General features: G+C 49.9%; 15 protein-coding genes. 8 read left to right on the forward strand and 7 right to left on the reverse strand.

Features of this window, described 5'->3' with window-relative positions; translation table 11 throughout:
• The first annotated feature begins 40 nt into the window (after positions 1-40).
• From ftsZ to mutT, 5 genes are all read left to right on the forward strand, one after another.
• The gene (ftsZ, locus tag RSC70_RS09815; RefSeq protein ID WP_025800357.1) at positions 41-1201 is read left to right on the forward strand and encodes a cell division protein FtsZ; all 1161 of its coding nucleotides are present in this window, start codon (positions 41-43) and stop codon (positions 1199-1201) included.
• Positions 1202-1314: 113 nt separating this feature from the next.
• Entirely contained in the window at positions 1315-2232 is a 918-nt protein-coding gene (gene lpxC, locus RSC70_RS09820; protein ID WP_025800356.1) for a UDP-3-O-acyl-N-acetylglucosamine deacetylase, read from the forward strand.
• A gap of 260 nt (positions 2233-2492) precedes the next feature.
• Positions 2493-3020 carry a secA translation cis-regulator SecM gene (secM, locus tag RSC70_RS09825; protein ID WP_025800355.1) on the forward strand — a complete coding sequence of 176 codons (528 nt, stop codon included), beginning with the start codon at positions 2493-2495 and terminating at the stop codon, positions 3018-3020.
• A 75-nt stretch (positions 3021-3095) separates the two neighbouring features.
• Entirely contained in the window at positions 3096-5804 is a 2709-nt protein-coding gene (gene secA / locus RSC70_RS09830) for a preprotein translocase subunit SecA (protein ID WP_332542319.1), read from the forward strand.
• A 106-nt stretch (positions 5805-5910) separates the two neighbouring features.
• A complete protein-coding gene (gene mutT / locus RSC70_RS09835; RefSeq protein ID WP_332542345.1) occupies positions 5911-6300 on the forward strand; it encodes an 8-oxo-dGTP diphosphatase MutT in 390 nt (129 codons plus the stop codon).
• Positions 6301-6355: 55 nt separating this feature from the next.
• On the opposite strand, the gene yacG is transcribed toward mutT, so the two are convergent.
• The 3 genes from yacG to coaE all read right to left on the reverse strand — a co-directional run bounded on the left by yacG (position 6356) and on the right by coaE (position 7983).
• Positions 6356-6550 (reverse strand): DNA gyrase inhibitor YacG, encoded by a 195-nt coding sequence (yacG, locus tag RSC70_RS09840; RefSeq protein ID WP_040045376.1) that lies wholly within the window; start codon positions 6548-6550, stop codon positions 6356-6358.
• Between the two features lie 64 nt (positions 6551-6614).
• Positions 6615-7367: a cell division protein ZapD gene (gene zapD / locus RSC70_RS09845; protein WP_040045375.1), complete on the reverse strand. Its 753-nt coding sequence runs from the start codon at positions 7365-7367 to the stop codon at positions 6615-6617.
• Positions 7360-7983, reverse strand: coding sequence for a dephospho-CoA kinase (gene coaE / locus RSC70_RS09850; protein WP_234618730.1), 624 nt, complete (start codon positions 7981-7983; stop codon positions 7360-7362). The genes zapD and coaE overlap by 8 nt, the downstream gene beginning before the upstream one ends.
• 394 nt (positions 7984-8377) lie before the next feature.
• Here coaE and RSC70_RS09855 point away from each other — a divergent pair, with 394 nt between their 5' ends.
• On the forward strand, positions 8378-9424 hold the full coding sequence (locus tag RSC70_RS09855) for a GMP reductase (protein WP_025800349.1): 1047 nt from the start codon (positions 8378-8380) through the stop codon (positions 9422-9424).
• Positions 9425-9503: 79 nt separating this feature from the next.
• Here the strand turns inward: RSC70_RS09855 and hofC are convergent, their stop codons facing one another.
• From hofC to nadC, 4 genes are all read right to left on the reverse strand, one after another.
• Entirely contained in the window at positions 9504-10700 is a 1197-nt protein-coding gene (gene hofC, locus RSC70_RS09860) for a protein transport protein HofC (protein ID WP_332542320.1), read from the reverse strand.
• Between the two features lie 6 nt (positions 10701-10706).
• Positions 10707-12110: a type II secretion system protein GspE gene (gspE, locus tag RSC70_RS09865; protein ID WP_332542321.1), complete on the reverse strand. Its 1404-nt coding sequence runs from the start codon at positions 12108-12110 to the stop codon at positions 10707-10709.
• A complete protein-coding gene (ppdD, locus tag RSC70_RS09870) occupies positions 12107-12589 on the reverse strand; it encodes a prepilin peptidase-dependent pilin (RefSeq protein ID WP_332542322.1) in 483 nt (160 codons plus the stop codon). Before ppdD ends, gspE begins: the two co-directional genes overlap by 4 nt.
• 181 nt (positions 12590-12770) lie before the next feature.
• A complete protein-coding gene (gene nadC / locus RSC70_RS09875) occupies positions 12771-13661 on the reverse strand; it encodes a carboxylating nicotinate-nucleotide diphosphorylase (RefSeq protein WP_025800345.1) in 891 nt (296 codons plus the stop codon).
• 211 nt (positions 13662-13872) lie between these two features.
• On the opposite strand from nadC, the gene ampD reads away from it, so the two are divergent.
• Both ampD and ampE read left to right on the forward strand, forming a co-directional pair.
• A complete protein-coding gene (gene ampD, locus RSC70_RS09880) occupies positions 13873-14430 on the forward strand; it encodes a 1,6-anhydro-N-acetylmuramyl-L-alanine amidase AmpD (protein ID WP_332542323.1) in 558 nt (185 codons plus the stop codon).
• Between the two features lie 20 nt (positions 14431-14450).
• Entirely contained in the window at positions 14451-15305 is an 855-nt protein-coding gene (gene ampE, locus RSC70_RS09885) for a beta-lactamase regulator AmpE (protein WP_234618726.1), read from the forward strand.
• The last annotated feature ends 15 nt before the right edge of the window (positions 15306-15320 follow it).

A 15320-nucleotide genomic window follows, 5' to 3' on the forward strand; every position in this document is an offset into this window, starting at 1 on the left:
TAATGATCTCGAAGCGACAGGCACAAAACGGAGAGAAACTATGTTTGAACCAATGGAATTAACCAATGACGCGGTGATTAAAGTCATCGGCGTCGGCGGCGGCGGTGGCAATGCCGTAGAGCACATGGTGCGTGAGCGTATCGAGGGCGTAGAGTTCTTCGCCGTTAACACGGATGCTCAGGCGTTGCGTAAAACAGCTGTCGGCCAAACCATTCAGATCGGTAGTGGTATCACTAAAGGTTTGGGGGCGGGTGCAAACCCAGAAGTCGGCCGTAACTCTGCAGAAGAAGACCGTGAAGGTCTGCGCGCTGCATTGGAAGGCGCTGACATGGTATTCATCGCGGCCGGTATGGGCGGTGGTACTGGTACGGGTGCTGCGCCAGTTGTGGCTGAAGTAGCCAAAGATTTAGGTATTCTGACTGTTGCCGTGGTGACTAAGCCTTTCAACTTTGAAGGCAAAAAGCGCATGGCGTTTGCAGAGCAGGGTATCGCTGAACTGTCCAAGCACGTGGACTCCCTGATCACTATCCCGAACGATAAGCTGTTGAAAGTTCTGGGTCGTGGTATTTCACTGTTAGATGCTTTCGGCGCAGCTAACGACGTACTGAAAGGTGCGGTACAGGGTATTGCGGAACTGATTACACGCCCAGGTCTGATGAACGTCGACTTCGCGGACGTGCGTACCGTTATGTCTGAAATGGGTTATGCCATGATGGGTTCAGGCATTGCCTGCGGTGAAGACCGTGCAGAAGAAGCGGCTGAAATGGCTATCTCTTCTCCACTGTTGGAAGACATCGATCTGTCTGGTGCGCGCGGCGTGCTGGTTAACATCACTGCGGGCTTCGACCTGCGTTTAGATGAGTTCGAAACCGTTGGTAACACTATTCGTGCATTTGCTTCTGACAATGCAACCGTGGTTATCGGTACTTCTCTGGATCCAGAGATGAACGATGAACTGCGCGTTACCGTTGTTGCGACCGGCATCGGCATGGATAAGCGTCCTGAAATTACACTGGTAACGAGCAAACAGGCTCCACAGCCGGTTATTGACCAGCGCTATCAGCAGCACGGCTTGTCTCCGTTACCACAAGAAAACAAACCTGCAGCGGCTAAAGTCGTTAACGACCAAACTGCTCAGGGGAGCAATAAAGAACCAGATTATCTGGATATTCCAGCCTTCTTGCGTAAGCAAGCTGACTAATTTACTCAGATATTTGGCATCTCCGCTCTTTGTGCTAAACTGTCCCGCCGCCCTTAGTATAAAGTTAACTTTGCTAAAGGTGGTTGGATGGATAAACACTGCGAGATAAAACGATGATCAAACAACGGACATTAAAACGTATTATTCAGGCGACTGGTGTCGGTCTTCATACCGGCAAAAAGGTCACACTGACTATGCGCCCAGCCGCGGCTAACACCGGGGTCATCTATCGTCGCACTGACTTGAATCCACCGGTTGATTTTCCGGCTGATGCAAAATCCGTGCGTGATACCATGCTCTGTACTTGCCTGGTTAATGAGCATGACGTACGTATTTCTACCGTAGAACATTTAAACGCTGCTCTGGCAGGTTTAGGTATCGACAACTTAATTATTGAAGTTGATGCGGCAGAAATTCCTATCATGGATGGCAGCGCCAGTCCTTTCGTTTATCTGCTGTTAGAAGCGGGTATCGAAGAGCTGAACTGTGCGAAGAAATTCCTTCGCCTGAAGCAGACTGTGCGTGTTGAAGATGGCGATAAGTGGGCCGAACTGTCTCCGTATAACGGTTTCAGCTTAGACTTTACTATCGACTTCAATCATCCAGCGATTGATTCCAGCTCACAGCGTTACCGGATGGATTTCTCCGCCGAATCGTTTGTGCGCCAAATTAGCCGTGCGCGTACTTTTGGTTTTATGCGCGATATCGAATATTTACAGTCCCGTGGTTTGTGCCTGGGCGGTAGCTTCGATTGTGCCATCGTTGTGGACGATTACCGCGTTCTTAACGAAGATGGCCTGCGTTTTGAAGACGAATTCGTTCGTCACAAAATGCTGGATGCGATTGGTGACTTGTTCATGTGTGGACATAACATCATTGGTGCATTCACCGCATTCAAATCAGGTCATGCATTGAACAACAAACTGTTACAAGCAGTATTGGCTAAGCAGGAAGCTTGGGAATACGTAACGTTTGAAGATGATGCCGAAATGCCAATCGCATTCCGCGCACCAACAACAGTTTTGGCTTAACGCCTACTGTTTCTGATCACGACTGGCGGAGTTAGTACTCTCTCCGGCTAATGAAGCCAGTCGTTCTAATTTTTACCCCTGCTTAAATCTTCTGTTAGTGCTTTATTCCCTGCTTTAATTCTTCATAATCAAACTACTGTGATGTAAACGCATCATTATTATTATTTCTATCGGTTGGTATTGATGAATCCTGATGTGGATTGATGATAATAATGGTAAAATCTGCAGCCTATGTGTAAGTGGAAACACGGAAATCTGATGTGATTGGTATTCTCAATCGTTGGCGACAATTTGGCAGACGCTATTTTTGGCCGCATCTCCTATGGGGGATGGTCGCGGCTACGCTTGGTGTGCCTACTGCATTAGCGAATACCGAACAAACTAAAGTTGCCGATCCTTCCGCCAGCTTGCAGCGTTTAATCAACGCCCACAACACAAATGAATTCGCGTGGCTTCAGGCCAGCAAACGCCGCGGTAGTTTCCAATCTGTGGATTATTGGCATCAGCACGCGCTGCGCACGGCGATTAGGCATTTAAGCTATCGCATGACGCCACAGGCAGCGGCGAGTGAACCCGTCAATGATATCAAGGTTGATGAGCTACATGCTCAGCAATTGGTGTTACTCAGTTCTTTAAGCTCGCTGTTAACGCTACAGCCAGCTATCACGCCTTCTACCCCCGTTTTATTGATGCCTGAGTCGGATACTGCGCCTATCGCGCATACGCCAGCACTCTGGGTTGCTCAGGTTCAGGGCATTCGTGCCGGACCCCAACTGCGCCATATCTAATCGTTTTTATACCATCTCATCACTATAAAATTTGGGCGATCGTCAAGCATCGCTCCTTAAGAGATATTAAGAATTATGTTAATCAAATTATTGACCAAGGTTTTTGGTAGCCGTAACGATCGTACTCTGCGCCGTATGCGCAAAGCTGTAGCGCTGATTAATCAGATGGAACCGGAGATGGAAAAACTCTCCGACGACGAGCTGAAAGCAAAAACCAATGAATTCCGTGAGCGTTTGGCCAAAGGCGTAACGGTAGAAAGCCTGTTGCCAGAAGCCTTTGCGACCGTTCGTGAAGCGAGTAAGCGCGTGTTTGGTATGCGTCACTTCGACGTTCAGCTGTTAGGCGGTATGGTTCTGAATGACCGCTGTATCGCAGAAATGCGTACTGGTGAAGGTAAGACCCTGACCGCAACCCTGCCGGCTTATCTGAATGCGCTGAGCGGCAAAGGCGTGCACGTTGTTACCGTGAACGACTACTTGGCCCAGCGTGACGCCGAAAACAACCGTCCACTGTTCGAATTCCTCGGCCTGTCTGTGGGTATCAACCTGCCTGGTATGACCGCACCAGCGAAACGCGCCGCTTACGCCGCCGATATCACCTACGGTACTAACAACGAATACGGTTTTGACTACCTGCGCGACAACATGGCGTTTAGCCCTGAAGAACGTGTTCAGCGCAAACTGCACTATGCGCTGGTGGATGAGGTTGACTCCATTCTGATCGATGAAGCGCGTACGCCGCTGATCATCTCTGGTCCTGCTGAAGACAGCTCCGAGATGTACATCCGCGTGAACAAGCTTATTCCTAAACTGATCCGCCAGGAAAAAGAAGACTCGGATACCTTCCAAGGTGAAGGTCACTTCTCCGTTGATGAGAAAAGCCGTCAGGTTAACCTGACCGAACGTGGTCTGATCCTGATTGAAGAGATGCTGGTTGAAGCGGGCATCATGGAAGAAGGTGAGTCTCTGTACTCTCCGGCTAACATTATGCTGATGCATCACGTTACCGCGGCATTGCGCGCACATGTGCTGTTTACGCGTGACGTTGACTACATCGTTAAAGATGGCGAAGTTATCATCGTCGATGAACACACCGGCCGTACCATGCAAGGTCGTCGCTGGTCTGATGGTCTGCATCAGGCGGTTGAAGCGAAAGAAGGCGTTGAGATTCAAAACGAAAACCAAACGCTGGCTTCTATCACCTTCCAGAACTACTTCCGTCTGTATGAAAAATTAGCCGGTATGACCGGTACTGCTGATACCGAAGCATTCGAATTCAGTTCTATCTACAAACTGGATACCATCGTTGTTCCAACCAACCGCCCAATGATCCGTAACGATATGCCTGATTTGGTCTACATGACTGAAATGGAAAAAATCGGTGCGATTATTGAAGATATCCGTGAATGTACTAAACGCGGACAGCCGGTGCTGGTAGGTACTATCTCGATTGAAAAATCAGAAGTGGTTTCTCAGGAACTGACTAAAGCGGGTATCAAACACAACGTATTGAACGCCAAGTTCCATGCGAAAGAAGCGGATATCGTTGCCAACGCCGGTCAGCCAGGTGCGGTAACTATCGCAACCAACATGGCAGGCCGTGGTACTGACATCGTGTTGGGCGGCAGCTGGCAGACTGAAGTCGCTGAGCTGGTTGAGCCTACCGACGAACAGATTGAAGAAATCAAAGCTGCATGGAAAATTCGCCATGACGCAGTTCTGGCAGCGGGCGGTTTACACATCATTGGTACCGAGCGTCATGAATCACGCCGTATCGATAACCAGCTGCGTGGCCGTGCGGGCCGTCAGGGTGATGCTGGTTCTTCTCGCTTCTACCTGTCTATGGAAGATGCCCTGATGCGTATCTTCGCTTCTGACCGCGTTACCGGCATGATGCGTAAACTGGGGATGAAACCAGGCGAAGCCATCGAGCATCCTTGGGTCACTAAAGCCATTGCCAATGCGCAGCGTAAAGTTGAAAGCCGTAACTTTGATATTCGTAAGCAGCTGCTGGAATATGATGATGTGGCCAATGACCAACGCCGTGCGATCTACACCCAGCGTAACGAACTGCTGGACGTAAGCGACGTTAGCGAAACTATTACCAGCATCCGTGAAGACGTCTTTAAAACCGTGCTTGATACCTATATTCCACCGCAGTCGCTGGAAGAAATGTGGGATATCGAAGGTCTGCAAGAGCGTCTGAAGAATGACTTTGATTTGGAAATGCCAATCAAAGAGTGGCTGGATAAAGAGCCAGAATTGCATGAAGAAACCCTGCGCGAACGTATTTTCCAGCAGGCCGTTGAAGTTTATCAGCGTAAAGAAGAAGTTGTGGGCGTTGAAATGATGCGCAACTTTGAGAAAGGCGTAATGCTGCAAACGCTGGACTCCCTGTGGAAAGAGCACTTGGCTGCCATGGACTACCTGCGTCAGGGCATCCATCTACGTGGCTATGCGCAGAAAGATCCTAAGCAAGAATATAAGCGTGAATCCTTCGCGATGTTCGCCGCCATGCTAGAATCGCTGAAATACGAAGTGATCAGCGTGCTGAGCAAAGTGCAGGTGCGTATGCCAGAAGAAGTTGAGGCAATGGAACAACAGCGCCGTGAAGAAGCTGAGCGTTTGGCGCGCCAACAGCAGCTTAGCCACGTCGATGACGCGACTTTGGTTGCACAGGATCTGGCTTCTCAGACCGGTGAGCGCAAAGTTGGCCGTAACGATCCATGCCCTTGCGGTTCTGGTAAGAAATACAAACAGTGTCATGGTCGCCTGCAAGGCTAACCACTTAACGCTGTGAACATCATCGTTATCAAGGGATACGCTTTGGCGTATCCCTTTTTCTTACCTTCTAGGGTAGGAATATCATCAGAAGGAATAAGCTATGAGCCTGAAACATTTGCACATTGCAGTAGGTATTATTCGCAATGACGAAGGGGAGATTTTCATTACTCAGCGTGGTGGCGACTCGCATTTATCCGGCCTGTGGGAGTTTCCTGGCGGGAAAATTGAGGTTAATGAGAGTCCGGTTCAGGGATTGCAGCGCGAATTATTAGAAGAAACGGGGATCGAAGTCTTAGACAGTGAATTGCTGTACCAGTTGGATCATCGTTTTAGCGACCGTATCGTTACGCTCTATTTTTATTTGGTTAAGCGTTGGAATAAAACGCCATACGGGCGAGAAGGTCAGCCAATACGTTGGGTGCATCAGCATCAACTGAAAGCCGAAGAGTTTCCTGAACCTAACAAGCCCGTTATCGAACAGCTTAACAAGGCATAGTGCTGTTCAAAACATAGCTCAAATGGCGTAGGCAAAACCTACGCCTGTGAGTGCATTACTGCTCTTCACTCCAGTCATCGCTTTCTGAAAGATCTGAATTGCTCGGAATGCGTTTCTCTTCATCGGCCCATTCACCAAGGTCAATCAGCTGGCAGCGTTTGCAGCAGAAAGGGCGATAAGGGCTTTGCTCGCCCCAAATTACGGATTTGCCGCAGATAGGGCAATTTACCGTCATAGTTTCATCTGTCATTTTCTATTTCCTTTCGTGCTCACGTTTTGAGAACGCCTCAGCATCGTGAGCCTTTAGTGCATTTTTAGCAGCAGGCCAGTTCAAACTGCAAACGTTCTGGAACAATACCCTGCTCGCTATCAAGCGGTAAGAAGCGGATCGCAAAACGGGTTTTGTGTCCAGAAACCTGAGGATATACCTGCAAATTCAACGCAATATTCATTCGCAGCAGATCGGCATCTTCCGCATTATCCTGATAAAAACCGTTGAGGCTGATCATCGGTTTGAACACGCCAGAGTTACGGATTAAGTTTAGAATTAACGTTAGCGTTGCGGATAATGGTTCAAGGGAGATGAGCCAAGAGTCGACGAGTTCGTCACGAATCTCTTGCGGCTGATGCAGCCAAATGTGCAGCGTCGGCAGGTCAAAACTACAGCAACCACCGGGGATACCCAAACGCTGACGAACCAAGGCGATAAGACGATCTTCACGCAGCTGTTGGCCAATACGCGGTGCAGCCATCAATGTGGCGGCCTGATTTTTCAGCTGGCTACGTAATTGGCGGATCATCTCCTGATCGACGCCGGGAACTTCAGTCCATTGCAGAAGTTTTCGCTGCTGGCGCTCAAGCTCTTTTAACAGCTCGGTGCGCACTTCGCCGCGCTCTAGAACATCAAGCAGATCGGCCGTGGTACGAAAAAAGGCAAGGGCGCCAGTGATATCTTGTAGATGTCTATGTTGCTGTAATTGCTGAAGTAGAAAATCAATTCGTAGCCACGTACGCATCTTTTCATTTAGCGGATGTTCAAACAAAACAGTCGTAGATGTATCACTCATGGTGTGGATCCTGTTGGGTCGCTGCCGCCAGATCTAGATAGTGACGATGCAGTGAGGCAACGCGCGGCGCGATGGTTTCAGGGCTACCGCTGTTCTCAATAATATCATCAGCATAGGCTAAACGTTGTGAACGTGTGGCCTGAGCTGCCAAAATGTTTGCGGCTTGTTCGCGAGAAACACCGTCGCGAGCCATTGTCCGCTGAAGCTGTACTTCAGGATCAACGTCAACCACCAACACGCGCTGTGCTCGCTGAGTTAATCCGTTTTCAATCAGCAGAGGAACCACCCATAACGCGTAAGGGGCATCAATAGTGGCGAGTTGACGCTGCGTCTCTTGATGAATCATGGGATGCAGCAGGCTGTTGAGCCACTTTTTTTCCTGCGGCTGATTAAAAATAATTTCTCGCAGTAATGCCCGATTTAATGAGCCATCACCCAGCAATATCTTCTGACCGAAATGTGCGGCAATTTTTTGCAGCGCGGGAGCGCCAACGGCTACGACCTGTCTGGCAATGACGTCGGCATCAACAACGGGAACGCCCAACTGGCTGAACGCATCCGCGACAGTGCTTTTACCACTGCCGATCCCACCGGTTAATGCAACGATGTAGGTCATCAAGCCACCTTTTCATAGCAAATTAGCGCATCACTGTTTGCTGGCTAACACCTTAATCAACCCACAATGGGTGCGAGAAATAAATGCCATGCGAATCATAATGGTCCTAGCGCCAAGTGCAAGCAAGGATCTTATTGGCTCGACTATTTTGAGAAAAAAACAGGCACAATTGTAAGGTTTGCGCTTTTTGATGCAGAAAAATGTGATATGGAAGGGGTTGGCTGGCTGAAGTAAATTTATGGGAGTGTAACCTAAATTTTGATGAAAAAGCAGTCTTGTCGAGGTGGAATTCTTGCGTATGATAACGTCACTGGAACTGGCGTCATGCAACAGCCAATCGTTTGTATGATTGCATTCCCTGCGAATCGTCGCCGTTAACCAGGAAACCAAACACATGCGTATTGAAGAAGATCTGAAGTTAGGCTTTAAAGATGTCCTGATCCGCCCTAAGCGTTCAACCTTAAAAAGCCGTTCTGAAGTTGAGCTGGAGCGTGAGTACACCTTTAAGCATTCAGGATGGAAGTGGTCCGGCGTTCCGGTTATCGCAGCCAATATGGACACGGTAGGCACTTTCCGCATGGCAGAAGCGCTCGCTTCTTTCGATGTTCTGACCGCCGTTCACAAACATTACACCGTAGAACAGTGGCAGCAGTTCGTTCAGCGTTCGTCTGAAAGCGTACTGCGTCATGTTATGGTTTCTACCGGTACCTCTGAAGCTGACTTCGTGAAGATGAAGCAGATTCTGGCTTTATCCCCATCGCTGAAATTTATCTGTATCGACGTTGCTAATGGTTATTCAGAGCACTTTGTGGCATTCCTGCGTAAAGCGCGCGAAGCATGCCCAGATAAAGTGATCTGTGCGGGTAACGTTGTTACCGGTGAAATGGTCGAAGAGCTGATTTTGTCTGGCGCAGATATCGTAAAAGTCGGTATTGGCCCAGGTTCCGTTTGTACCACTCGTGTGAAAACCGGCGTTGGCTATCCGCAGCTGTCCGCCGTGATTGAATGTGCCGATGCTGCGCATGGTCTGGGTGGGCAAATTGTATCCGACGGTGGTTGCACCGTTCCGGGTGATGTGGCTAAAGCATTCGGCGGCGGCGCTGATTTCGTGATGCTGGGTGGTATGCTGGCTGGGCATGATGAATGTGAAGGCCGTATCGTTGAAGACGAAAGCGGTGATAAATTCATGCTGTTCTATGGTATGAGCTCTGAATCTGCCATGAATCGCCACGTTGGCGGTGTTGCTGGCTATCGTGCCGCTGAAGGCAAAACCGTGCGCCTCCCGCTGCGTGGACCGGTAGATAACACCGTTCGTGATATCTTGGGTGGCCTACGTTCAGCTTGTACCTACGTGGGCGCAGAGCGTTTAAAAGAGCTGACCAAACGCACGACCTTTATCCGCGTTGCGGAGCAGGAAAACCGCGTTTACGGTTCTAACTAAGTTAGCACTCTCAATGCAGCCATTCTGTTGATACAGGGTGGCTGTTTTGTTTTATGCCTTCTTTGCCCGTCATCATTTCTTATTGCAATATGCTGCCTAACTGAAAAATAGGGAGATACATTGCAAGCACTAAGCCGCCAACAACAATACCCATAATCACCATCATGATGGGTTCTACCATCTGCGCCAGCGCATCGCTCAGGCTATTAGCCTGATGTTGATAATGCTGTGCCAAGCGCGACATCATGTGGTCAAGCCCGCCAGATTCCTCACCAACTCGTATCAGTTGAAAACATAGCGTTGGAAATACAAGCTGCTGTTTTATGGCGAAGCTTAGGGTATCTCCCTGCCGTAAATTATGGCTCACATTTTCGACCGCCAGCCGAAAAATAGGATTTTGCTGCGCCTGAGCCGCGTTATCTAAACCTTTTAACAGTGGCAGTCCTGCCTGTTGGGTCATGGCGAGGCTGAAAAAAAGCTGGCTAAGATTTGCCGTTAATATCAAACGACCGATGATGGGCAGCCGTAATAACATTCGCTGGGTTTGTTTTCTGAATGATGGAGAGCGCTGATAGCGCCATAACATCAGAAGCACTGCCGAAATATTAATCCCAATAATCAATGGCGCATGCTGAATCAGTACCTGAGAGCAAGCCATCAATGCACGCGTGAACGCTGGCAAGGGCGCATTAAAACTTCGGTAGAGATCGGAAAATTGCGGCAATACCCAAACCAGCATAATGACAATCACGATCAGCGTGACGCTGAGTAAGAGAGCGGGGTAGCGCAACGCTTTGCCGATCTTAGTTCTGAGTTCGGCTTGGCGCTTCTGTTGTTCCGCTAGCGCAACACAGCTTTGATCCAGCCTTCCTGTCAATTCTGCCGTGGCAATGGTTTTGCTATACACCGGAGGAAATATGTCTGGGAAAGCGACCATCGCCTCAGAAAGAGGAACGCCCATACTCACCTGCTGTGCAAGCCGTTGAAGCAAGCACCGCCAATGGCTATGCGGGTGATCTTCTGACAGCATCAATAGGCATTTAGCCAAAGGCAATCCCGCATGCAGCAGCGCGGCGAGCTGTTCGATAGTGTGAATGCAATCTGCATTCTTCCACGCTAAAGGACGCAGGCTATATTGTCGCTGCATTTTCAGTGGCGTGAATCCCTGTATCTGTAGCTGGGAAAACGCCTGTTCTTTTTGTTTTGCGAGACAGACGCCCGTTTGCAATTGCTGCGCGGAGTCTATCGCTAACCACGTGAAGAGCACATAAGTCATCTATTTTCACCGTGCGTTGTCAGCATAATGACTACCCAAGACACGCACGACTTCTGCCAGCGAGGTTTCTCCTCGATGGGCGAGCTGAAGGCCCGCCTGCCATAGCGACACAACGCCTTGTTGCTGTGAAAGCGTGTGAATGTCTAGAGCGGATGCATGAGCGAGCAGAGCGAGTTGGATTTCACGGGAAATCGGCAAGATTTCGTAAACCGCTTTTCGGCCATAGTAACCGTTGAAGCAGTGTTCGCAGCCAGCGGCTATCCAGTGATGAAACTCATCGCCTTGCCATTGGCTGGGTGTGAGTTTTTGAGCGGTATGCTCGCGTTTGCGACAATGCTGACAAAGCTTGCGCACCAGCCGCTGTGCTATAACGAGGCTCAGACTGGCGGCGATAAGGTAAGGCTTAACATTTAGCTGAGATAAACGCACCAGCGTTTCGCTAGCGGAATTTGTATGCAGCGTGGATAGCACTAGGTGCCCAGTTTGGGCTGCATTAACAGCAATCTCCGCCGTTTCAGCATCGCGGATTTCACCAATCATAATGATATCAGGATCTTGGCGTAGCAGCGCGCGTAAGACGGTGGTAAACCCGAGCGCGGCTTTGGTATTGATTGCGGTTTGATTGATGCCTTCTAGCGGCGACTCAACCGGATCTTCTACGCTACAAATGTTTCTCTCTGGCGAGTGCAAATAATTAAGACTGCTATAAAGCGTGGCTGTTTTTCCACTCCCCGTTGGCCCTGTAACTAAAATCAGCCCCTGAGGTTTGTTTAATGCTGATTTAAACGTGCTAAGCATTTGGGGTTCGAACCCTAAGTCGTCGAGCTCAAAAGGCTGGGTCCCATCTTGTACCTGACGCAATACCACTTTTTCACCGAGCCGAGTGGGCAGGGTTGAAATGCGGAAGGTGGCGCTTTGGGAGCTTAGCGCGATGTTAAGTTGCCCATCCTGTGGAATACGGCGTTCAGCGATATCAAGTTCGGCCATCACTTTTAGCCGAGGAACAATGCGTAGAGTTTCGCTGCCGTTCGGGATTGGCAGTGGCTGTAATACACCATCGATGCGCAGGCGAACGCTTAAGCTGTTTAGTTTCGGTTCAAGGTGGATATCTGAAGCTCTTCGCTTGAGCGCTTGCTGAATAATATATTCAAGCAACTGCTTGGTTTTTACATCATCGCCGGTGCCGTCTGGCGGGGTTAACGCTGTTGCATGATGTTGTTGGGCTGACTCTAGCTGGGCTGCGCCCCACATATGCCAAACGACGGATTTTCCGCTGGCGAATTTTATTGCGTCGACGAGTTTGTTCGGAGCCACAGCGTGAGATCCTGCGACCTGAATGGCGTGGCTATCCTCTTCAATCATATGGCAGCCAAACTGGTGGCATAGCTGTTCAATACGCAGTTGGTTCACTGAGAGCCTCCTGCGGATGGGAAGCGCAGAACCTGCTCGCAGGCGGTGATAAGCGCGCTGTTTTCACCAGGTGCCTGACAGTTTTTTTGCCAACTGAGATCGCCGCTGTTGCTGTCTAATTGTGGTGTGAGCGATGCGGTTAATCCTTTTAACGCCTGTTGCCCTACCGCAGTGATAACGCCTTGAGACACGTTGAGGCTGCTGACATACGTTGTACTTTTGTTTTGAGGGATACCACTCGCCCCGATATTGCATTCAGAGAGGCTGCCTTGTTCCAGTGCGCACAGTTCAATCGCCGTTTTATAGGGCATCATGGTTTGCAACATGTCGGTCATCGCCGCTTTTTGGATATAGCTTTGGTACGCCGGAATGCCTGCGGCGCTAAGAATGGCGATGATGGCGATCACGACCATCAGTTCAATGAGGGTAAAGCCACTTTGACGATGGGCTATCAGGTGAGGAACTATTGTTTGCTGCATGATGAGTCTCCGCTGTGTTGTGCAGCGCAGCATGCAATGAGCGATCGTGGCAGCCAAGTGCCGAAGGATAAGACTGGAAAGGAGATTGACGAGAAATTCAAACCTGTTGCAGGTTTCCACGCCATATTGCGAACAGTGCCGCAATATGGCGTAGGGGAATGCTTATCGCTTTAATCAGGTTCTACTGAAAGCGCATGGAGAGATCGAGCGCTTTAATATGTTTGGTGAGTGCACCGACCGAAATGAAATCAACGCCGGTCTCCGCAAACTCGCGCAGCGTTTCATCGGTCACATTGCCAGATACCTCTAGCTGGGCAAGATCGCCAGTCAGCGCCACCGCTTCACGCATCATATCGGTGGTGAAATTATCCAGCATGATAATATCGGCTCCGGCATCCAGCGCTTCTCTAAGCTCGTCGATGGACTCGACTTCCACTTCAACAGGCACATCGGTATGCATCCAAAATGCTTGTTCGACGGCTTTTTTTATCGAACCGGCGGCGATGATGTGGTTTTCTTTAATCAGGAAAGCGTCAGAAAGCCCAAGGCGGTGGTTGCTCCCGCCGCCGCACAATACCGCATACTTCAGCGCGGTACGCATACCGGGAATAGTTTTCCGCGTGTCGAGCAGCTGCGTTTTTGTTCCGGCTAAAATCTTCACATAGTGACTGACCGTAGTCGATACACCACTGAGCGTTTGTAAAAAGTTCAGCGCGGTTCTTTCGCCGGTCAGCAGGATGCGGGCAGGGCCGGTCAGCTTACACAGGCATTGATTTGGAACCAGCGTGTCACCATCTTTCACTTGCCACTCGATAGTGACTTTCCGCCCTAGTTGCAGAAAAACTTCTTCTAACCAGCGAACGCCGCAAAAAACGCCTGCTTCACGGGTGATGATGGTGGCGGTGGCTTCCCTATCGTTTGGCAATAGTTGCGCAGAGATGTCACGGTCAGCGTCTACTTCGCCGCCCAAATCTTCTCGTAGAGCCAGAGACACCGCGTAAGGGATGTCGTTTTCAATACGTTCTAACAGCTCGGCTCGGCGCGTATCGGCGCTGTAGCGGCGTGTCGGCATAATAAAAACTCCGAAAGTAGCAGGTGATGACCTTTAGGTCATAAACCTAGACTGTTGATATAGGTCCAAGTATTAAGAATAATCATGCTACTCTGTTGCCGCTATAAGTACCATATATAGCCGTCATACTTGAGGTTGCCTCGGCGTTGGCTGCAACTGCAATTATGTTGGCTATAGACAACACTCATTCGGTCAGGAGTAGCAGTAAGAAATGCAATTAGAAGACGGCTGGATTGTTGGCGTTGAGCGCGTGCCTTCGCCTCATTTTGACGATCGCCCAGATGGTGAAGAGCCATCATTGCTGGTGGTTCATAATATTAGCTTACCGCCGGGTGAGTTTGGCGGGCCGTATATTAGCCAGCTTTTTACCGGTACATTACGTGCCGATGAACATCCTTTTTTTGCTGAAATCCAGCATTTACGCGTTTCTGCACACTGCCTGATACGCCGTGATGGAACTGTGATTCAGTATGTGCCTTTTAATCGCCGAGCGTGGCACGCGGGAGCCTCCTGTTTTGAAGGGCGCGAACGCTGCAATGATTTTTCGATTGGAATTGAGTTAGAGGGCACGGATACCCAAGCGTTTGAGCCCGCACAGTATCGCAAGCTGGCAGAGATTAACGCATTGCTGATGGATGAATACCCGATAACGCCTCAGCGAGTGACTGGACATAGCGATATTGCGCCAGGTCGAAAAACCGATCCAGGCCCGATGTTTTTCTGGGATGAATATCGCCAGATTTTAAGTCGTTACATAAAAAATAAATAAAAAGTAGGGAGTTAAGAAGCATGACTCTGTTTTCGTTGTTACTGGTATTAGCGTGGGAGCGTTTGTTTAAGCTGGGCCACCATTGGCAAATCGATCACCGTTTTGAGCCGGTATTTCGCATGGGTTCGGGGGCATCGTTGCCCAAAACATTGCTGATGGCGATTGTTTGGATGGCGGTGGTGTTTGCCGCTTTGTGGGCTGCACACGGCATGTTCTTCGGTGTGCTGTCATTGGCGCTGTGGATTATCATTGCGCTGTTTTGTATTGGTGCCGGTGAGATCCGCAAGCACTATCGAGCCTATCTGGCTGCTGCGCGCAAAGGTGATGAACATGCCACCGATCAGATGGCGACTGAGCTGGCCTTAATTCATGGTTTACCGACGGATTGCACGGCTGACGTTCGTCTGCGTGAACTGCAAAATGCGTTGGTTTGGATTAACTTTCGTTTCTATCTCGCGCCGCTATTTTGGTTTGTGGTGGCAGGCCCGTATGGCCCCGTTGCATTAGCGGGTTATGCGATGCTGCGTGCATACCAAACATGGCTAACACGTCAGTGTTCGCCGCTATTGCGCGCACAATCGGGCGTGGATTTGATACTGAACTGGCTTGATTGGATCCCCGTGCGTTTAGCCGGTGTGACCTATGCGCTGCTAGGCCATGGTGAAAGGGCGCTGCCAGCATGGCTTGCTTCGCTGGGTGATGTTCACACGTCGCAATATAAAGTGCTGACCAATTTGGCACAGTTCTCATTAGCGCGCGATCCACATCTCGATCCGATTAAAACGCCGCGTGCGGCGGTAACGTTAGCGCGAAAGATCACTATGGTGTTGCTGGTGGTTGTGGCGCTGCTGACGATTTATGGGGCGTTAATGTAGGTGGAGTGGGACTTC

Source organism: Hafnia sp., assembly GCF_036648275.1.
GTDB classification, from domain to species: domain Bacteria; phylum Pseudomonadota; class Gammaproteobacteria; order Enterobacterales; family Enterobacteriaceae; genus Hafnia; species Hafnia alvei.